The sequence below is a fragment of the Stratiformator vulcanicus genome, assembly GCF_007744515.1.
In the GTDB taxonomy this organism is placed as follows: domain Bacteria; phylum Planctomycetota; class Planctomycetia; order Planctomycetales; family Planctomycetaceae; genus Stratiformator; species Stratiformator vulcanicus.
This window is the reverse complement of record NZ_CP036268.1, coordinates 347,696-369,435: the sequence shown is the minus strand read 5'-3', so window position 1 is coordinate 369,435 and position 21,740 is coordinate 347,696. Positions and strand designations below refer to the sequence as shown.

The 21,740-nt window shown below is 59.1% G+C and carries 5 protein-coding genes; 1 reads left to right on the top strand and 4 read right to left on the bottom strand.

Going from position 1 to position 21,740, the window contains the following annotated elements; genetic code table 11:
* Positions 1-57: 57 nt before the first annotated feature.
* The gene (locus tag Pan189_RS01355) at positions 58-1,017 is read left to right on the top strand and encodes a GNAT family N-acetyltransferase (protein WP_145362178.1); all 960 of its coding nucleotides are present in this window, start codon (positions 58-60) and stop codon (positions 1,015-1,017) included.
* A gap of 174 nt (positions 1,018-1,191) precedes the next feature.
* Here Pan189_RS01355 and lysA read toward each other — a convergent pair whose 3' ends face one another.
* The 4 genes from lysA to Pan189_RS01335 all read right to left on the bottom strand — a co-directional run bounded on the left by lysA (position 1,192) and on the right by Pan189_RS01335 (position 21,701).
* The gene (lysA, locus tag Pan189_RS01350) at positions 1,192-2,550 is read right to left on the bottom strand and encodes a diaminopimelate decarboxylase (RefSeq protein WP_145362177.1); all 1,359 of its coding nucleotides are present in this window, start codon (positions 2,548-2,550) and stop codon (positions 1,192-1,194) included.
* Positions 2,550-4,169, bottom strand: coding sequence for an acyl-CoA ligase (AMP-forming), exosortase A system-associated (locus Pan189_RS01345; RefSeq protein ID WP_145362176.1), 1,620 nt, complete (start codon positions 4,167-4,169; stop codon positions 2,550-2,552). The genes lysA and Pan189_RS01345 overlap by 1 nt, the downstream gene beginning before the upstream one ends.
* A 259-nt stretch (positions 4,170-4,428) precedes the next feature.
* Positions 4,429-6,843, bottom strand: coding sequence for a diguanylate cyclase (locus Pan189_RS01340; protein ID WP_145362175.1), 2,415 nt, complete (start codon positions 6,841-6,843; stop codon positions 4,429-4,431).
* Positions 6,840-21,701, bottom strand: a complete 14,862-nt coding sequence (locus tag Pan189_RS01335) for a cadherin-like domain-containing protein (RefSeq protein ID WP_145362174.1) — start codon at positions 21,699-21,701, stop codon at positions 6,840-6,842. Before Pan189_RS01335 ends, Pan189_RS01340 begins: the two co-directional genes overlap by 4 nt.
* Between the last annotated feature and the right edge of the window lie 39 nt (positions 21,702-21,740).

Here is a 21,740-nt window from a genome sequence, read left to right as displayed (position 1 = left end):
TGAGGCCGGATTGCCCCCGAATTTCATTTTCGCGGCCTCCTTACAGCACTCATAGCAATGCCCGTCATTAGAAAAATTACAGCCGATATTTTTCCGAACCTCTATCGCTCGTTTCTCGCATCGGACGACCCGCTCTCCACGGAACGCGATTGGCGAAACATCTTTGACTATGCCTGGCCAACCGAAGAAGGCCATTGCGGCTACGCCATGCTGGAGGGGGACGACGTCGTTGGCATGATCGGAATGGTCTTTATCGACCGCGAAATCGACGGCGTCACCCACAAGTTCTGCAATCTCCACACTTGGTGGGTGCGAGAAGACTATCGCGGTCGCAGCCTGTCGCTGTTGCGGCCGGTGCTCTCGATGCAGGGCTATACCATCACGCATTTCACGCCTTGCGACAAAGTGCGGGCGATCTCGAAACGCCTCGGGTTTGAAGAAATCAGCACGCAGCTTCGAATACTCCCCGCACTCAATTCGTTCTGGCATCAATCAAAAATCGGTCCGACAGATTTCCTCCACGATCCCGATGCGATTGCGGGCCGTGTTAATGAGATGGACCGACGCATATTAACGGATCACCAACCTTACAACTGCGAACACCTTCTATTCAGCGATTCCGGCATCGATTGCTACCTCCTCTATACGCAGGTCGTTCGCCATCGCGTCACGTACTGCCATATTCACCATTGCAGCAACTGGGACGTGTTTAAAGCCAGGGAAACCGAGGTTCGCCGGCATCTCATCCGGCGACACGGTGTGCGCTTCGTAGCCGTCGATACGAGGCTCGCGGAAGCGCACAATTTCCGCAGCGGGTTCGACTTCTGGGCGCCTGTGGCCGGGCTCTATAAATCCGACAACCTGTCTCCCGGACAGATCGACAATCTTTATTCAGACATTGTCTTCTTGAAGCTGACAACGCTTCCGACAATGAAGCACGAGTTATTGAAGATCGGGCGACGTTTCCTTCCGACCAAAACATCGCAGACTGCCCGACCGGTGGGCCAGCCCGCATAACGAGCGGGCTTTCAAAACGGGCGTTGCGCATCCGAAAGCCGCCACGGATCACAGGAATCTGCCCTGGAAGCGATTTCGAATCGCCCGGCATACAAGCCCGAGGCGCAAGCCGTCGGGACAATCGCTGGTTGATCAACCATCGGCTTCCGCCTCCGGCTGGTATTGAAATCGCTTCTAGCGATCGACTACCTGCTCTCCGATCAGATCCTGCCAACCGCCAGCATGTCGAATTAGCGAACTTGTCCCGTCTGACACCAAGGCCTCAGCAGGCGACGGGTGACTTAAAAACTGCATCGGGCTTGAAGACCGCCCGTAAGCCCCCGATTGCAGAACCGCAATCAAATCTCCGGGCTGGACACCAGGAAGTGCGACATTTCGCCCGAGCGTATCGAGCGGAGTACATAGCGGCCCGACGACATCGTACCGCTGCGACTCGGCTTCACCGAGTCGATTCGCGAGCACGATGGGATAATTACGCTTAATGGTTTGACCCAGATTGCCGGACGCGGCTAAGTGGTGATGCATTCCGCCGTCGGTAATCACGAACTCTTTGCCCCGTGAGATCTTTACATCGATGACGCGACTTAAATAGATGCCGGCCGGGCCGACCAGAAATCGACCGGGCTCGATAATCATCCGCGTCCGGTAGAGCAGGGGATGATCGGCCAACTGCGAAGCAACGTCTTTAAAGCCCTCCCTTAAGACTTCGAGATCGAGATGTCCTTCGTGCTCGAAATAGGGAATGCCAAGGCCCCCACCAAAATCGATCGATCCCAAGGCGCGGCCGGTCAGTTCAACAATCCGACCGGCGAGTTCAATAGCCCGAGCGTACTGCTTGAGCAGTATCTCAGCCTGCAGAATTTGCGTTCCTGTAAAGAGGTGAAGTCCGTCCAGCAGCAGGTGAGGAAGCGCTTCGATCCGCAGCACCGCTGCCTCCAACTCCTCCTCCGGAATCCCGAACGGAGACGGCTTCCCGCCCATCCGCATGGCTCCGCCTTGCACCGACTCGGTGGGATTAATCCTTAATGAGACTCGAATCGTCCGATTTTGCTCAGCCGCAAGGCGATTAAGTTCTTCCGCCTCCCGAAGTGATTCGAGATGAATTTCCCCAATCCCGACTTCGGCCGCTCGACGAAGCTCATGCGACTGCTTGCCGGGCCCTGCGAACAGAATTCGCTTCGGATCAACACCGGCAGCCAAAGCCTGTTCCAGTTCTCCGATCGAAGCAATCTCAATGCCGCACCCATGCGAACAGTAAAGCTTAAGAATCCGCTGCGTGGGATTCGCTTTCATTGAGTAATAGATATCAACGGAATCGCCCGTCGCCGCCCTTAACGATTGCAGCGCTTCGAGCATCACCGATTCGTCATAGATGAATAGCGGCGTGCCGTACTTCGACGCAAGTTTATCAACGGACACACCGCCCAAGCATAACGCATCGTCAGAACTACCGAAGTGGCGAGCGATCAATCTTCGAGATAAGGAAGGTTGCAATGTCGTCGCGGCTGATTCCGTTTCGGCGATCGAACTCATCACACACCTGCCTTCGCGTTTTTGGAACGGTCAAGATCAGTCGCCTCAGAACCAAGACCGATTTGCCGGATGGCGGGATAATTAATTTTGCCGGACGCTGTTTTTGGTAACGACGGCATCACCTCAACGGAGGCGGGCACCATGTGCCGGGGTAGGCGGTCTGCGCAGAAAGATCTAATCTGATCGGCAGCCGATCCGTCTTGACCGTTAAGAACGACGAAGGCCGCAATCCGTTGCCCGAGCATCTCGTCCGGAAGTCCCACGACGGCAGCTTCCGTCACGAACCCCGATTGAAAGATCGCTTCCTCAACCTCACTGGGACTGACACGGAAGCCAGAGGTCTTAATTTGATTGTCACGTCGGCTGACAAAGTAAAGAAATCCCTCTTCGTCTTTCTTCACAAGGTCCCCCGAATAGCAGACCTTCGTTCCGTCACTCATTCCGGGGTGTGCAAAGGGGTGCGGGCGAAGAACTTGGGCCGTCAATTCGGGATGGCCCCAATAGCCGAGTGAAACGGTGGGACCGTGATGGACCAGTTCCCCGGTCTCGCCGGGACCGCACTCGCGACCGTCGTCTCGAAGGACATAGATCGTTGTGTTCGGGATCGCACGCCCCATTGAAGAGGGACGCCGGTCGAGCTCTGAAGGAGGCAAATAGGTGGATCGAAAGGCTTCCGTCAGACCGTACATTAAAAAGATGTCCAAGTCAGGAAGCGATTGACGCAGTTCAGCCAAAGTGGTTTGCGAAAGAGCTCCGCCGGTATTCGTGATATAGCGAAGCCGCGGCAGGCTCGTCTCGGCGAGCCGCGAACTTCGTTGAACTAACAGATTCCAAACGGGCGGCACTCCCGCTAGTCCGGTGATCTGCTCGCTCTCGAGCGTCTTGACAATCTCGCGTGCAAATCGGAACGACTTTAATACGAGCGTCGCGCCTTGCTGAACGGCAGTCGTCAATTGATTGAGTCCGGCATCAAAGCTGAACGGCAGGACTGCGAGGATTCGATCTTGTGCCTCGATGGAAAGGTATTCTGAGACAATGCTCGCACCGGCCATGACGTTGGCGTGACTCAGCATGACCCCCTTGGGTTTGCCGGTCGATCCGGAAGTATAAAGAATGGCTGCCAAGTCTCGCTCATTAACCCGGTCCGTTGGGACGTCAAGAGCAGAGCATGCCTGACTCGCCGAACCATCAACGACCGGGCACGGCAGATCGGTAGCCGCAACCGGATCGTCGCTCACCACAAACTTTAAGGACGAAGCATCGCGGATGACGTCTTCAAGGTCGACAAGGCGCTCTGCACATGTGATGAGTGCCGTTGCACCGCAGTCATTAATGATATGGGAAACCTGTTCCGCCTTCAGGCTGTGGTGAATCGGAACGAAGACCCCTTGTGCCTGAGAAACCGCAAAAATAGCGACAACCTGTTCGACCGACGGCTCTAAGGCGATCGCGACTCGATCGCCCGGTTGAAGCGACGCAGCCGCGAGCAATGAGGCAAGGCGGTCCACACGCGTCTTCAACTCGGCAAACGAGAGCCGCTGCGACTCGTGGACCAGCGCTTCCTTCTCCGCGTGACGCGCAGCGCTTGCCCGCAGCATGTGATGGACGAGGAAATCCATAGGTTGCTCCGCGGAGGTCTAAACCGGCTGGAAATTGTCGCCTAAAGACGACAATTGAAGTTCTGTAGTTAATTAATAGCTGACGGCGTGGATGTTGACAGAAATCGACAGGCCTGTCGGAGACGTTTCCGCCGCAGCGAGCGCCGGAGGCGCGAGAGTATCAATTACAACGGTTCTCCCGTTGATAGGACGGACGACACGCCCAACAAACATGACGCCGAGGCTAAGGCAACTGCTCCTAAGGAACCAATTTCTCGGCTTACTCTACGACATCCGCCGTTTCACGTGTCGCGTCGAGACAATTGCGTTGGGTTGTCTTACACAGGTCCAGAAGTTCGTGAGCGGTGCCGAGCATCTCAAGAAGGTCTGAGTCGGCCCCGAGGCTCGCCTCCAACTTCACCGCTCGATCTGCCAGTGCAGTCATGCCCTCTTTATTGGCGAACGATCCGACCTGCTCGGCAAACGTTCTTACTCCTTCCAGATCGCTGTCTTTCACGGCGGTCATTAACGGAGCCACCTGCCTGGCCATGCCAATCGCTTCGCTGGAAGCTGCCGTGCGCGCGTCACATTCTCCGGACGGTGACGCCGCTGTCAGCACTTCAATTAAGCGCTCCACAAGCACAGGGTCAAATTGAGACCCGGCACAACGCCGAAGCTCTTGAAACGCCTCTTCGCGGCTGCGTGCCTTGCGATAGACACGGTCGGAAACGATCGCATCATAGGAATCACAGATTGTAAGGATCCTCGCTCCAAGCGGGATGTCTGTTCCAACCGGAAGCCCGGGCTGTCGATCGACATCTCCATAAAACGCGTGGTGCGTGCGAACGATCTCTTTGAGCGGCTCACATTTGAACGAAGTGGCGATAATTTGCGTTCCAATCCGATCGTGGGCACGCATTAATTCCCATTCGTCAGACGTGAGCGGCCCCGGCTTCAACAGAATCGCGTCGGGAACCCCGATCTTTCCGATATCATGCAGAAGTGCAGCCACTTCAAGGATATAACGCTCGCGGCTTGACATCAGGCCGTCACTTAAAGCGACAGCGAGATCGGCAACTCGTCGGCTGTGTTCGGCGGTGCCGTGATCACGATAGGCAAGGGCGGAGAATAGCGCGGTCACGGCATCGAATGGAATGGACGCGGAGGCTTGATCGCCAGCCTCCGACCGCGGATCAGCATCTTCACTTTGAACGGAAACCGTCGCAATATTGTCTGCGGTGACAACTCGATTCCGCCCGCTCTTCTTTGCGGCATATAGAGCTTGATCAGCCAGGTCGACCAGTGCCTCGGGATCGGGAACCGACATTTCCAGCGAGGCGACGCCGAAACTGGATGTGATCGTTAATCCTTCGACTGACGTGTTCTCCACCTGAAAGCGGATTCGCTCCGCCAGATCAGCAGCCGCCGCCGTTCCCGCATTCGGCATCACAATACAGAATTCCTCACCGCCGTAACGACAGGCGAGATCGTGCTTTCCAATCGTTGAATGTACGATCCCTGCGAGTGATTTAATGACCTCGTCGCCCACGGCATGACCGTGGTTATCGTTCACCGATTTAAAGTGATCGATATCGAGCATAATGCAGGCGATGCAGCCGTCGGACGTTTCTGCTATTTTCCACAGCTTCGCGAATCGCTCAAAGAAAGATCGCCTGTTAAGGCATGATGTCAACGGATCGACATTGGCCAGCCGTTCCAACTCTTCATTCTGCACCTTAATCTCATCGCTGGATTTCTGCAGAAGCAGGAGCATTTGACGAAGCTCCGCCTTCTTCTTTTCAAGGGGCGTAATGTCGTCAAAACTTGCCAAGACCCCTTGAGTTGTTCCATTGCCACTAAAGATCGGCGCGCAATTTACCAAGAGGGTACGGACCTCTCCCTCCTGAGAAGTCATCTCCAGAACATCTCCGGTGGTCTTCGTACCGTTCTTAAGGGAATCACTCCAGGGTGATTTCGTCAAAGGTTGGCGGTCGTTTTTTTTCGTCCAAGAAAGCATTGACAACGTGCAGCCCACGAGATTGTCAATGCCGAGTCCGAACGCCCGACTGAATGATTCATTCGCCAACATGATACGTTCTTCAGAATCGATAACAACGACGCCTTCAGCCAATGTATTTAACGCATCTCGAACCCGGTCAGGGACTGCCCTTGACGGGTCGAGGTGTTTCAGCACGCGTCGCAAGTAAAAGAAGTTCGCCACAAAGCACAACGCACCAACGAACAGACCGAGTCGTCCTCCGTGGCCGAGGATTCCTCCTGATTTCGTGACGGGGGCGAATCGGGCTTCGAGATCACCCCACTCTGCTCCTCCCGAGTGAATCGGCACCGACATGTGGGTGCCCGATGTCGGATCTGCTTTGGCATCCATCCAGTAAGCGGAGTGCGGCCCCGCTTCGACCAGCAGGGTCCCGTCCGCATGACGAATACCGGCCGACAGCATATCGGGGTTGCGGGCGAGAATCGCTTTTAATCCAGCCTTAATGCCTTCCGTATCATCGTGCCGGACAAGAATTGTGCTCTTAATGGCAATGGTCTCGCAGAGAGTAGCTCGCCGATGCAAAATCTCCTGCGTGCCGTCAGGAACCAGCCCGATGATAACAGCCAGCATCACGATGCTCACTGTCATGGCGGTTAAGCCGAGGCAAATTCGAATTGTTGCTGAACTGCGTTTCATCCGTTGCCTCCCGTCACTGGTCCGGTCGGACTGTTTCCGGCCCGATCAGCATTCGGAGGTGTCAGGTCAGCCTTTATCTCTCGCGGAGCCGAAGTACCAGAATTCACCATGTTCAACAAAGATTCAGAACCTTCTCGGCGGCCAGGATCAGCGGCGCCGCCGAGGACCGGCAACGGATCAAATGACTGCCACGCCGGAAGGGATGAAAGCATCGACGCGAAGAGAACTCCGGCCCGGGTCGCCCAGATCGCATAACCGACGGTCAGACTGATGCTGGCCGTCGTCACGGAGCCGACAATGAGAGACTGAAACGTAATTTCGGTGAGCAGGTTCTCATGGACGTGATCCAATTGTTGGCCTAACTCGCGAAGATCGCTTTCGAGGTCTAACTCGGCGGTCTGACGCTGCTGAATAGCCTGACCGATCTCGTTGAGGACTTCGTCTTGAGAGCGATCGAACTTCTCGGGAGCCACCCCGTCTTCCAACGTCAAATTGACTTCAACTTCGGTGAAGACCGGACCACGAACTCGGGTATTGTTCGGTTCGTCCCGGCGTTGGTCTTCGAACCGCTTCTCGACCTCATTGCGTGCCCGCACTCGGTCTTCCAGCGCACTTAAGCTGTCCTGATTTGCGTCCGAAGTCTGCGGCACCGCTTCAAAGTCGAGTTCTTCTTCATCCTCCGCGATATTCTCGTCTTCAAGTTCGACGGGAGTACGCTCTTCAAATAGAAGCGGATCAGTCGTATTCGGAATTTGAACTTCAATAGAAAGCTGAGCCGAATTGATTGCCGGCCCTTCTCCCGCACCATCGCTCACTGAAATCGTGAGAAGGTCACTCCCCCCGAGGAGGTTCGATGGATAATAAGTCAACCCGTTCAAGGCATTGTTGATTGCGGCCAGCGATCCGGTCATCCGAATCATCGAATCCTGTGCCCCATCACCGATGAAGAGAGTTAGACCGGAGGTGCTTGCCAGTGTGAGCGTCCCATCTACCGCTCTTAGCGTAACGCTAAGGGTTCCCGCTCCAACATCAGGATCGAAAATGACGATCTGATTCCCTTGTGCCTTCGAGAACATGAACGCTTCGCTCTCGCCGACACTGACGCTAAGAGGCCCGGTGATCGTCGGTTCGTCATTGACGGCTGTAATATTGATTTCGGCCGAAGCAGAGTCCTGTTCGCTGGAAGCGCCGCCCGTGAGTCCGGGGTCGCTGCCTGTATTGCCGCGATCATTAACCGTTAGAGTCACCGTTGTCGAAATGCCCGGCGTATCGCTCGGGTTTGTATAGATGATCGTGCCCGTCGTTCCGCCGGTCAATAACGCATTTAATTGCGAAACCGTGCCGGAGAACAGCACCGATCCGGTCCCGTTGCCCCCGATGACCGCGACACCGGAGTTGCCCGTTTCAATTGAGATTACCCCTTCACCCACGGCGAATGTTGCGATCGCCTCACCGGAAGCAGCGTCGACGTCGCTGACGCCGAAGCCTTTGCCTTCGAGCGACAGCCCCACCTGTTCGATCGCATTCAGAGCACTTCCGGGGCCCGTCACGACCGGCGTGTCATTGACGGGTGTGATGTTGATTTGCACGGAATCGACGTCACTCATAACTCCGCCGCTACCAGTGTTACCCCCGTCGTTGGTTGAAACGGTAAGCATATCGGCGGCGGCTCCAGTGATGTCGGCATTTCCTGTATAAGTAAGGCTTGAAAGAGTATTGTTAATATCCGTGAGATTTCCGGAGACCGTCAAATCACTCGAACCATTGCTGCCGGACGAGATCGTGGCGCTTCCTGAGAGTGAGATGTTTAAGACGCCGCTGCTGACTTGAAGCCTTGTTGATAGGGCCCCGCTTCCGGCGTCGACGTCCGCAACGGAAACGCCGCTGATCGCCGTCGGAGTCTCCTCTCCGACGACCTGAGTTCCGGGAATTGTGTTGACCGGGGCATCATTCACAGCACCGATATTGACATTAACGGTGCCGAACAGCAGAGTGCCTCCCCCGCCGCCGCCCGTATTGCCGTTATCGGACACCTCGACTTCAATCGTGTCCGCATTAACCCCGTTGGTGCCGGGCGTGCCGTGCAGGTATCGCACGTTGCTTGCGACATTTAGAAAGCTATTAAGATTTGCTTGCGTTCCGGTGAGGGTCAGCGAATCACTCCCGCTTCCACCAACAAGAACGCCGCCAGCCGAAGTTGCTGAGAGCAACCCGCCCGTTGATGTGCCGAGCGTCAACGTGAGACTGCCACCGGCGGCATCGACATCCGATAGGTCGATCAGCGATAGGTCCACATCGCTGGAGATATCTTCGGTCACCGCAATGCTTGCCGGAAGAGAACCGGCATTCATCGGATTGTCATTGACGGCAGTGATATTCAAGGTGACGCTTGCGGAATCTTCTTCACTCGCCGCATCGGCGGTTAGGCCGGGATCGGCTCCGGTGTTGCCGCCGTCATTTACGGTTAGGACAAGTGTTGTGGAGGCGCTCGGCGTGTCGCTGGTGTTTGTGTAGGTAATCGTACCGGTTGAGGCCCCCGTTAAGAGGGCATCTAATTGCGCGACCGATCCGGTGAAAGTCACCGTCCCCGTCCCGTTGTCACCGCCGACGGAAACACCGGAGTCTCCCGCGGTGATCGAGAAAATGCCTTCACCGACCGTAAAGGTTGCCGTCGCCGTGCCGGAGGCCGCATCAACATCGCTAACGCCAAAGCCAGTCCCGTGAATGCTCCGCCCGACCTGCTCGGTAGCGTTTAATGCGCCACCCGGCCCGGAGACGACCGGCGTATCGTTCACCGCCGTAATATCGATCTGAACCGTATCGACATCGGACTGAGCACCACCCGAGCCGGTGTTGCCGCCATCGTTGGTGGTCATGGTCAGCGTGTCTGCCGCGGTCCCATAGACATCGGTGCTGCCGGTGTATGTGAGCGCTGCCAGCGTGTTATTAAGATCGGCCAAGCTGCCTGATATCGTGAGGTCACCGGTCCCATCGGCTCCCGCGGAGATCGTGGCTGATCCCGACAGCGTCACGTTTAAGACGCCGCTGCTGACTTGAAGGCGTGTCGTTAACGCCCCGCTCCCGGCATCGACGTCGCTGACCGAGATGCCGCTGATGGCCGTTGCCGTTTCTTCGGCAACCGTTTGTGTGCCCGGCACGGTATTCACTGGTGCGTCATTAATCGCCGTGATATCGACCTGGACCGTGTCGACGTCGCTTAAGGCACCGCCCGAGCCCGTGTTGCCGCCGTCGTTCGTGGTCACGGTCAGCGTGTCTGCCGCGGTGCCCACCACATCGGTGTTGCCGGTGTAAGTCAGCGTCGCCAATGTATTATTAAGGTCAACCAAGCCGCCGGAGATCGTCAGATCACCACTTCCATCGGATCCCGCTGAGATCGTCGCGGAACCTGAGAGTGTGACGTTTAAGACGCCATTACTGACTTGAAGACGCGTCGTTAATGTCCCACTACCTGCATCAATATCGTTGACAGAGATACCGCTGATCGCCGTGCTTGTCTCCTCCGTAACGGTCTGCGTCCCCGGTACGGTGTTCACCGGAGCATCGTTCACGGCCGTGATGTCAATCTGAACCGCATCGACGTCGGACTGAGCGACTCCCGAGCCGGTGTTGCCGCCGTCATTTGTGGTAACGGTCAGTGTATCGGCCGCCGTGCCGGTGACATCGGTGTTGCCGGTGTAAGTCAAGCTCGCCAATGTCGCGTTGAGATCGGCAAGGCTGCCGGAGATCGTCAAGTCGCCGCTGCCATTGGCTCCCGCAGAGATCGTGGCTGAACCCGAGAGCGTTATATTTAGGACGCCGCTGGAAACCTGAAGACGAGTTGTCAAAGAGCCGCTGCCCGCATCCACGTCGGTGACGGAAATACCGCTGATCGCGGTCGATGTCTCTTCCGCAATCGTCTGCGTGCCCGGCACCGTGTTGTCGGGCGCATCGTTCACAGCGGTAATATCGATCTGGACTGTGTCGGCGTCACTGAGTACGCCGCCCGTTCCTGTATTTCCCCCGTCGGTCGTAGTGACGGTCAGGGAATCAGCCGCTGCTCCCACGACATTGATATCGCCGGTGTAGGTCAGACTCCCCAAGGTTGCGTTCAGGTCGGCCAGGTTCCCCGCAATGGTCAGATCACCCGTTCCATCAGCCCCTGCCGTTATCGTCGCTGAGCCAGAGAGCGTGACGTTTAAGATACCATTTGAGACCTGCAATCGTGTGTTAAGGGTCCCGCCTCCCGCATCGACGTCACTAACGGAAATTCCGCTGATCGTCGTTGTGGTCTCTTCTGCGACAGCCTGCGTGCCCGGAACTGTGTTCACCGGGGCATCATTTATCGCATTAATATTAATCTGGACGCTATCGACATCGCTTTGAGCACCGCCTGAGCCGGTGTTGCCTCCGTCATTGGTCGTGACGGTCAGCGTATCGGCAGCCGTGCCGGTGACGTCGGTATTTCCCGTGTAGGTCAGGCTGGCGAGCGTATTATTAAGATCGGTCAGGTTGCCGGAGATCGTCAGATCGTTCGAACCGTTGCTGCCGGACGAGATCGTAGCTCCGCCCGAGAGCGTAATGTTTAAGATACCGCTGCCGACTTGAAGTCTTGTTGATAAAGCGCCCCCTCCGGCGTCGACATCACTAACGGAAATTCCGCTGATGGCCGTTGTCGTTTCTTCGGCGACCGATTGTGTGCCGGGCACCGTGTTGACCGGGGCATCATTGACCGTGGTCACATCGATTTGCACGGTGTCGACATCGGAGAGTGCGCCACCGCTGCCCGAGTTGCCCCCGTCATTGGTGGTCACCGTGAGCGTGTCCGCCGCTGTTCCGACGACATCAACGTTGCCGGTATAAATGAGACTGGCGAGCGTGGCGTTTAGGTCGGCTAGACTGCCGGAAATCGTCAGGTCATTCGAGCCGTTGCTGCCGGCAGAAATCGTGGCTGAACCCGAGAGGGACACGTTTAACGTGCCGTTGCTGACTTGGAGTTGAGTCGTGAGGGTGCCGGAAGCAGCGTCGACATCGGCCACCGAAATGCCGCTGATCGATGTTGCCGTCTCTTCGGCAACGGCCTGCGTTCCCGGCACCGTATTCACCGGAGCGTCGTTCACCGCGGTGATATTAATTTGGACCGCGTCGACATCCGACTGAGCACCGCCGGAGCCGGTGTTGCCGCCATCGTTCGTGGTGACGGTGAGCGTATCGGCGGCGGTGCCGACGATATCGGCGTTTCCGGTATAGGTCAGGCTGGAGAGGGTATTATTAAGATCGGTCAAGCTGCCTGAAATGGTGAGGTCACCCGTCCCATCAGCCCCGGCCGTGATTGTCGCCGAGCCGGAAAGTGTTACGTTGAGGATGCCGTTGCCGACTTGAAGACGCGTCATGAGGGTGCCGCTACCGGCATCGACGTCGGCGATCGAGATGCCGCTAATTGGGGTTGTCGCTTCTTCGACAACCGTCTGAGTCCCCGGCACCGTATTTACCGGCGTATCGTTGACGGCACTGATATTAATTTGCACGGCATCGACGTCACTTAGCGCCCCGCCCGAGCCCGTATTGCCGCCGTCGTTCGTGGTGACTGTTAAGGTATCGGCGGCGGTACCGGTGACATCGGCGTTGCCTGTATAGGTTAAGCTGGCGAGGACCGCATTAAGGTCCGTCAGGTTGCCGGAGATTGTGAGGTCGCCCGAACCATTGCTGCCGGATGAGATCGTCGCCCCACCCGAGAGCGATACGTTTAATACGCCGCTGCCGACTTGAAGACGCGTCGAGACCGTCCCGGTCCCCGCATCGACATCGCTGACCGAGATGCCGCTGATGGCGGTCGTCGTTTCCTCGTCGACGATCTGAGTCCCGGGCACTGCATTAACCGGAGCGTCGTTGACGGCCGTGATGTCGATCTGCACGGTGTCAATGTCACTTTGAGCCCCGCCCGAGCCGGTATTGCCGCCGTCGTTAGTGGTGACGGTTAAGGTATCGGCGGCGGTGCCCGTGACATCGGTATTGCCGGTGTAAGTCAGAGTCGCCAGGGTCGAGTTAAGGTCGGTCAGATTGCCCGTGATCGTAAGATCATTTGATCCATTGCCACCCGCCGAGATCGTCGCTGATCCCGACAGCGTGACGCTTAACACACCGTCGACGACTTGAAGTCGCGTGCTCGCAGATCCGCCCCCCGCATCAACGTCGTTAACGGAGATACCGCTGATCGCCGTGGTTGTCTCTTCGACTACGGACTGCGTGCCCGGCACGGTATTAACAGGGGCGTCATTGACCGCTGTAATGTCAATTTGCACGGTGTCAACATCGGACTGTGCCCCGCCCGAGCCGGTGTTGCCCTGATCGTTGACGGTAACGGTCAGCGTGTCGGCCGCGGTGCCCGTCACGTCGGTGCCGCCGGTGTAGGTCAGCGATGCAAGGGTGGCGTTGATGTCGGTGACACTGCCGCGAAGCGTGACGTCGTCGGTGCCGTCGGCGCCAGAGTCGATCGTCGTCCCGCCAGCGAGGGTGACGTTCAAGACGCCGCTGCTGACCTGCAATCGGGCGGTGATGTCGGAGCCGCCGGCGTCGGCATCGCTGACCGAAATCCCGCTCAGACTCGTCGGCATCTCTTCGTTGACCGTCTGAGTGCCCGACATCGTTAGTACCGGAGCATCGTTCACGGGAGAGACCACCAGATTGAAGGCCTGGATAGCAGTCACGTTCCCGAGGCCGTCGTCGACCTGGAACGCGAAGCTATCTGACGTGAACTCGCTCCCGTCATGCACGTACTGCAAGCGGGCGGAATTGATATCGGCTTGGGTGAATGACGTCACCGCAACGCCCGGGTTGTCCGTGAATTCGAGCCGTCCGTCGGCCGGCGTGCTCGTGACGGAATAGCGGGTCGCCGCGGGACCTTGCGTATCGGCGTACTCCAGGTCCGCTGAGCCGATGCCGACAGTTTGGCCTTCCGTGACGGTCTGTCCCCCGTTCGCGACCACCGACGGTGGCGTGGCGTCGCCGGCGAAGGTGACGGTGGCGGTCGCCGTGAGACTATCCGCAACTCCGTCATTGGCAACGATCGTAATCGTTCGCGCGGTCACGTCCGGCAACGACGCGGCGTTGTCGTAGCTCAATGAGCGGAGCAAGTCCTCGAAGTCGGCGTTCGTCGCCGAACCTCCGTTGGTGAAGACGACTCGGCCAAGGGAGGCTTGGTAGGACGACGAGATCGTTCCCGGCAGCGTCCAGCCGAGCACTTCGTCGACGCCGTCCTGGAGGTTAGAGATTTCCACGGTCAGCGTTTGGATCACCCCGTCGACGTCGTCGATCAGTGCGTCGACATCCGTGATCGCGACCGGCCCGGCCCCATGCGTAAAGTCGGCCGCGTAGTCGAGTCCGGGTGAGTTGCTGTCATTGGCGTCCAGGTCGACCTCTGGAGCGTCATTGCTCGCGGCGACCGAGACTGTCTTCGACACGACGTTGCTGGAATTGCCTTCCGCATCGAAGACGCGGAACTGCACGTTGCGAACAGCCGTCGACGGATCGTCAGAGTTGTTCCAGAAACCGACTTGGCGGGCGACGTCCTGCACAATGCCGACGTCCGCGTTCGCATTGAAGGTTACCTCAAACGGGGCACCGCTGCCGGTCCAGGTGCCGACCAGCGTTCCACCGTGGTAGATCTCTCGAAGGCCCGAATTGATCGTGACCGATCCTCCGGCGACCATTCCGATGCGGTCGTCGCCGGAGCCGCCGGAGCTCACGGAGACGACCAGTCTTCCGCCGTCGAAGTCGAGGCCATCGGGATCGGCGACCGTGAGGGAACCGTCGAGGATCGTGGGGGCGGCATTTTCGGCGTAGGTCTTGTTCCCTTCACCGAACGCCAGGTTCGGCGGGTCGTCGATCGGGTTGACGTCGATGGTCATCGTTGCGGCACTCGGGGCGATATCGACCCCCCCACCAGCCGTTCCACCGTCGTCCCGGACTCGAAATGTAAAGGCGTCATAGCCGACGCCGTTGCCATTGGCGGCCGGCTTGAACTTCAGTTGCCCGGCAGTGAGATCGGCGACCGAGACCTCATCCGTGGCCACGACCGCTTCCCCGGCGTCGACCTGCCCGTCTGCGTCGGCATCCAGATAGAGTGTCCCGTTCGCGGGCAGCGTGCTGATGACAACACCGGCCAACGCATCCCCATCGGTGTCACTGAACCCGAAGTCACTGGCGGAGAAGACGTAGTCGGTCTCCTCATCGGTCGTGACTGTGCTATCGCTCCCGGACGGAGCGTCGTTCACATTGACGATGTCGATCTGAACGGTTTCGACATCCTGCCGTGCCCCGCCCGCCCCGAAGTTTCCTTGATCGTCCACGGTCACCGTCAGCGTGTCGGCGTCGGTTCCGGTCACATCGGTCCCGCCCGTGTAGCTGAGCGAGGCCAGTGTCTGATTCACGTCCGCGATGGTTCCGAGGATCGTCAGGTCATTCGTGCCGTTCGAACCGGCGCTAATCGTTGCGCCACCCCACGTCGTGACGTTAAGGACGCCCGAGCCGACTTGCAGCCGCGTCGTGATCTGGCCGCCGCTGGCGTCGACATCGCTGACCGAGATCCCGGTGATGCCCGCGGCCGTTTCTTCCGCGACGCTCTGAGTGCCCGGGACCGTGAGGACGGGCGCATCGTTGTGGGCGGCGACGTTGACGGTGGCGTCGTAGTCGGCGCTGGTCCCTCCGTCCCCATCTTCGACGACGAACCGCAGGGTGCGGGCCCCCGATGTGGGCGTCGCGGAGTCATTATTGTTGTAGGTGACGTTCTGCAGGATGGCGGTCGCGGCCGCGGGGCTCGCCATGCTGTTGAAGGCGACCGTCAGGGGCGTGCCGCCCGTCCCGCCGGCGAGCGTGCCCACGAGCGTGCCGCCGTAGTAGACATTAGACCCCGAGACACCGACCTGACCGGCGCCCATCCCCAGATCGAGGATGCCGAGTTCGTCCTCGCCCGGGACGGCCCCGGCAACGATGCTGACGCTCAATTGTCCGCCACCGAAGTCGGAAGAGTCGGCGTCGGTGATCTGGGCATCACCGCCCTGATCGACGGGCGAGGGCCCGTCATCTTCGGCGAAGTTGAGCGTGTCGCCGGCGAGGTCGGTGATCGTCGGGGCGACGTTGGACGACGAGGTCGCGGTGACGTTGGCGGCGAGTTCAGAAGTGTCGCCGTAGTTGCCGCTGCCGAGGTCGACGGTCGCGGACGCGGTGAGGACTTCTCCCACAGCGACCGATGCCGCCAGGCTGGTGTTGAAGCTGGCGTTCCCGGAAGCATCGGTCGTTACGTTGACGAAGCCGAGGTAGCGTTCGGCCTCGCCGTGACCGGATCCGTCGCCGGCGGCGCTGGCGAAGAACTCGATGCGGAAATCGGTCGAGGCGGTGGAATTGAGGGACCCCGTGAGGTCGACGGTCGATCCCCCATCGGTCATCGCGGTCGCGAGGACGGGGTAGTTCTGCAGTCCGTTCGGGCCGGTGTCGCCGTCGCCGAGGTCGTTCGGATTGACGCCATTCGCAAACAGGTCGATCGCGAGTTCGTTGTTGCCGTAGATCGCGTTACCGAGGATCGAGACGCCGCTCGTCAAATTGCTCGTGACATAGATGCCGTCGTCGTCGTTGAACGCGATCGTGTTGCCCTCGCCCGCCCCGGTGCCCCCGATCAAAGTCGCGGTGGTGTTGTTGGAGACCCCGATCCCGTGCCCGTTGTTTCCGAGATTGATCGTGCCGGTCGGATCGGTGCCGATGAAGTTCCCCTGGACGACGTGGCCGCTGCCGCCGCCCAGTGAGATGGCGTTCTGGTTGCTGCCACCGATGACGTTCGCGGCGGCCGCGACGGCACCGCCGATCGTGACGCTGTTCCCGTAGACGTCGATGCCCTTGTAGTCGTTGCTGATGACAGCATCGCCGGCCAGATTCACGCCGATGCGGTTGCCTTCGACGACGACGTTGTCCGCGGCGATGCTCAGCCCGGTGTAGCTGTTCCCGGAGATGATGTTGCCTTCATTGGCCCCGGTCCCGCCGATCTGAGTGTTGTCGGCGGCGGCGGTGACTTCCATCCCTTCATAACCGTTGCCGCGATCGAGCGTGCCGGTCACGTCGGTCCCGATGAAGTTACCATGCCACGTGGTCCCCGAGGCGTCGACGCGGACCCCGGTGTAGGCGAAGCTGTGAATCACGAGTCCGCGGATCACCGAGTCCGCTCCGTCGACGCGGAGTCCGATAATGCCGCCCGTCGTCGCGGAGCCGTCGAGCTCGATCACGGGGGTTCCGGCGAAGTCGGGCTCGGACCAACCGTCGATGATCACCTCGTCCGTGATGACGGGAAGGACCGAGGCGTTGTCGATCGCGATGGTGTGCGGCCCGCTCCCGGCGATATCGAAGCGAATCTCGTCCGGCGTGGCTCCGTTGGTCGTGCTGTTAGCCGCGAGAATCGCCTCGCGGAGGGAGATCAGGCCGTCGGCCCCGCGGTTGCCGAGGAGCGCCGCGATACTGGATGTATCGCCGTCCGATACATCGCTGGTGGTGGTGACGGTGATCACGCCCGCGATCGTGGCCGTGACGTTGGAGGCGAACTCGGAGGTGTCGCCGTAATCGCCGCTGCCGTTGTCGACGGTCGCGGTGGCGGTGATCACCTCGCCCGGGCTGACGTCTGCGGAGAGGCCGACGTTGAAGGTCGCGTCCCCGGAGCCGTCCGTGCTCACGTCGGTATAGCCGAGGTAGGTCCGCCCTTCGCCGTGGCCCGTCCCGTCGCCGGCGGCGCTGGCGAAGAATTCGATGCGGTAGTCGGTCGAAGCGTTCGAGTTCAGCGAACCGGAGATTTCGATCGTGGAACCGTCATTGGTCACCGCTGCCGATAGGACGGGGAAGTTTTGGGTACCGTTCGGCCCGCCGTCGCCGTCTCCGGAATCGTTGGAGCTGACCCCGTCCGAGCCGATGTCGATCCCGAGGTTGGCGTTGCCCCAGATCGCGTTGCCGAGGATCGTAATGTCGTTGCCGGCACTGCTGAGGATGTCGATGCCGGCGTCTGCGTTGTGAGCGATGAAGTTGCCTTCGCCGACGTTGAGCCCGCCGACCGTGATGTCATTCGCGTTGCCGACGGTGATGCCTTCGCCGTTGCCGAGGACGGCGGTGCCTGAGAAATCGGTGCCGATGGCATTGCCGATGACATCGACGTCGCTGGCCCCCCAGGCGATCAGGATGCCCCAGTCCTCGTTATTGATGATCTGGTTGCCGGCGTCGACGCCGCCGATCGTGATGTCGGAGGTGTCCGCGACGCGGACCGCGGGGTTGTCGAAATTCTGAATGCCGAGCCCGTAGAGCGCGCTTCCGTCGCTGCCCGTATTGAAGTTAAGGCCATCCGCGGAGCCCCCGGCCGAGGTTCCGTCGATCGTGACGATGACGCCGCCGGGGAGGAAATCGGCTTCCGTCGTGGCGTCGATCGTGACCTCATCGGTAATCAACGGCAGCGCCGAATCGAGGTAGATCACATGCGAGCCACTCCCAGGGATGTGAAAGTCGATCACGTCCGCGCCGGGATTTGCGTTCGCGTTGATTATCGCCTGCCGCAGCGACCCGGCCCCGGAATCGTTCGTGTTCGTGACCGTCGTCTCGGACGGGTTCATCAGGTAGAGCTCTTGGACGTCCTCGGCCCACAGGACGCGGTTGTAGAGCCGGACGTCGTCGACGGCGCCGTCGAAGTCCCGTTCGGTCTCGCTGACGGCACCGATCCGCAGGTCGTTGCTCGAATCGACCGCGACCGGAGAGTGGTTCCAGCGGTTCTGCTCGACGCCGTCGTGATAGGCCACGATTTCGCTGGCGGTCTGGACGATCGCGACGTGGTGCCATTCGCCATCGAACTCACCATCCAGGGGGCCCGCGAAGGCACTGCCGTCCGAAACGATCACCTGAAAACTGCCGCTGGTGTAGGCCCAGACGGCGAATCCGGAATCGCCACTCGTGTAGAAATCACCGATGACGTGCCCGATCTCGGTCGGGTTCGCATCGGCCTGATACCAGAAGGCGACACTGAACTCTCCGCTGCCGAAATCCTGGGCGGCGTTGTCGGCGATTTCGACATAGGAGTTCTGGTTCGTGCTGTCGCCGTCGAATTCGATCGCTTCGGTTCCGACGGCTTCACTCCCTTCCCACTGAGGCGCATCGTTCGTCGACAGTGTGCCGTCCTGATTGCCCGTCGAATCGCTGGCGTTCGAGCCGCTGCCCTCATCGAACTCGTAATGCCCGACGAGCCCGGTCGTGATATCCGAGCTCTTAGCGGTGATATCGATCTGAACGGTTTCGATGTCCAGCTGCGCACCGCCCGAGCCGGTGTTGCCCTGATCGTTGACGGTAACGGTCAGCGTGTCGGCCGCGGTGCCCGTCACGTCGGTGCCGCCGGTATAGGTCAGCGATGCAAGGGTGGCATTGATGTCGGTGACGCTGCCGCGAAGCGTGACGTCGTCGGTGCCGTCGGCGCCAGAGTCGATCGTCGTCCCGCCGGAAAGGGTGACGTTCAAGACGCCGCTGCTGACCTGCAGCCGGGCAGTGATGTCGGAGCTGCCGGCGTCGGCATCGCTGACCGAGATGCCGTTGATGGCCGTCGACGTCTCTTCATTGACCGTCTGAGTGCCCGGCATCGTTAGTACCGGCGGGTCGTTGACTGCGGTAATATCGATCTGGACGGTATCGACATCGATTTGAGCACCGCCCGAGCCGGTGTTGCCGCCGTCGTTGGTGGTGACCGTTAAAGTGTCAGCCGCGGTGCCGGTAACTTCCGTGTTCCCTGTGTAAGTCAGAGTTGACAGCGTGTTATTAAGATCGGCTAGGCTGCCGGAAATCGTCAGGTCATCGGTGCCAACGGCTCCCGCAGAGATCGTGGCTGAACCGGAAAACGTGACGTTCAATACGCCGCTGCTGACTTGAAGACGCGTCGTCAATGTCCCGCCACCGGCATCGACATCGCTGACCGAGATGCCACTGATGATCGTGGTAAATTCTTCGGAAACCGTCTGCGTCCCGGGGACGGTGTTTACCGGGGCATCGTTGACCGGTGTTACGTTAATCGTTGTGGTGACTGCCTGGCTGACCGCGCCGTCGCCATCGGCCATCAGGAAGCGAACGGTGCGTGCTGTCGTGTCGGGAGTGTTCGAAACGTTGTCGAAAGTAATATTGCGGACGAGTGCCTGAGCGGCTGCCTGATCCGCGTCGGAATCAAGCGTGATCACCAGCGGCGTCGACCCATCGGTCCCGCCGGCAAACGTACCGATCACCGTGCCACTATAGGTCACATCGCTGCCACTGACGCCGATCTGCCCGAATCCCGTGCCCTCATTATTAATCGAAAGCCGATCATTCGAGGTGCCATTGGCTGCGAAATCGACAGTGAGTGTCCCGGTGTCGAAGTCGACACTGTCCGGGTCGGAGAGTGTGGCAGTGGCGTCAATAATGCTTGGACCGTCGCCCTCTGAGAAGGCGAGCGAACCTCCGGGTAGATCGATGACGGGCGGCTGGTTTGTGCTGACCAACGCCAACGCATCTAACTTCTCGGAACCGCTGTCGAGACCGACGTCGTCGCCGTCAACAATTAAGGTTGCATCAGCAGCGGTATTTCCGACACCGGAAACGAGAGTTGTATTCGAGACAGTGAGGGCGAACACATCATGGTCACCAACTAAAATCGCATTATCGCCAACACTGCTATCGCTTTTCTCAATCGTCAAAAGAATCTGACCGCCCGAAAGCGTCGTCCCACCCAGTGTTATACCGGACTCGATCAACTCAATACCATAAATTTTTTCACCCTGGTCGATATCGTCACCCTCAATTAAGGTGTCGATCGACCCGCTGGTCGAACCCGCGCCGACACCGGTCAGCGTTAAGAGCCGGACATCCTTCTCGGCCGCTCCGCCGTTCGTGCTGACCAGGAAGCTTCCGGCTGTCAACGTCGCATCACCGACGACCGTGTCCGTCTCGACAAGCGAGAGGCCGCGGGTTTCGTTTTCACCCGTAATTAATGAAAGGTCGTCAACCAAAAGGGTAAAAGTACCGCTGCCAAAGTCGCCGACCGTATCAGGCCGGAAGAGGATGATTTCGTCTTTCGTAAACGCCAGGGTGTTGTTACCCGTGACGTCTTCGTCATCCTTCGTACTAAAGAGGATATCTCCGGTCTGCAAATCAAAAGTGTTGCCGCCGCTGCCGATCGTGATATCGCGTGAGACGTAGTGCAGACCGTTAATATTGGCATCGCCATCGTCGGCGAAGTCGTCAAGATCGAAGACGTGGGAGAAGGTGCCGTCGGTGGTGCCGCCATTCGGTTCAAGATTTAAATCTGGATCACCGAACCGCAGCACGCCGCCCTTGGAAATTGAATTGACGCCGTCCGTACCGGGATTGTTCTCGTCTCCATCGGTTGAGAACCAGAAACTGCTGCCGGCAGTGTCTAATTCGACCCCTTGGTCATAGACGAACAGGTAGGGCTGCAATTGAGTCGATGTGGCGTTCGATTCTAATTCCTCTCGGTCGCCCCAGGCGCCGCCGTCCCACTCGACGAAGTGGACATCACCGTTGTCCTCCAAGACGGCGAGCATTAATTGATCGCCACCCGGATCGCTGCTGAGGGTCATCGAACTCATGCTGCCCGGATTGGGGCCGAGTGACTCGGATGACCATCCGCCTCCGGAAGTCCAAGTGCGATAGCGAACTTCGTTGTTGGAACCTTCGGCATAGGTGGCGAGCAGGTCGCCGATACCGAGGCGTTCGAAGACGTCGGGCAGTTCGCGCTTGTCGGTGACGACCTCGAACACGCCGGGGAGCTGTGCGACGGCTTCAGGATCGCGGGTCGCGTAGCAGCCCATCACGACCGTCTTGGTGCCCGCATTTTGGCGGGCGAGCTT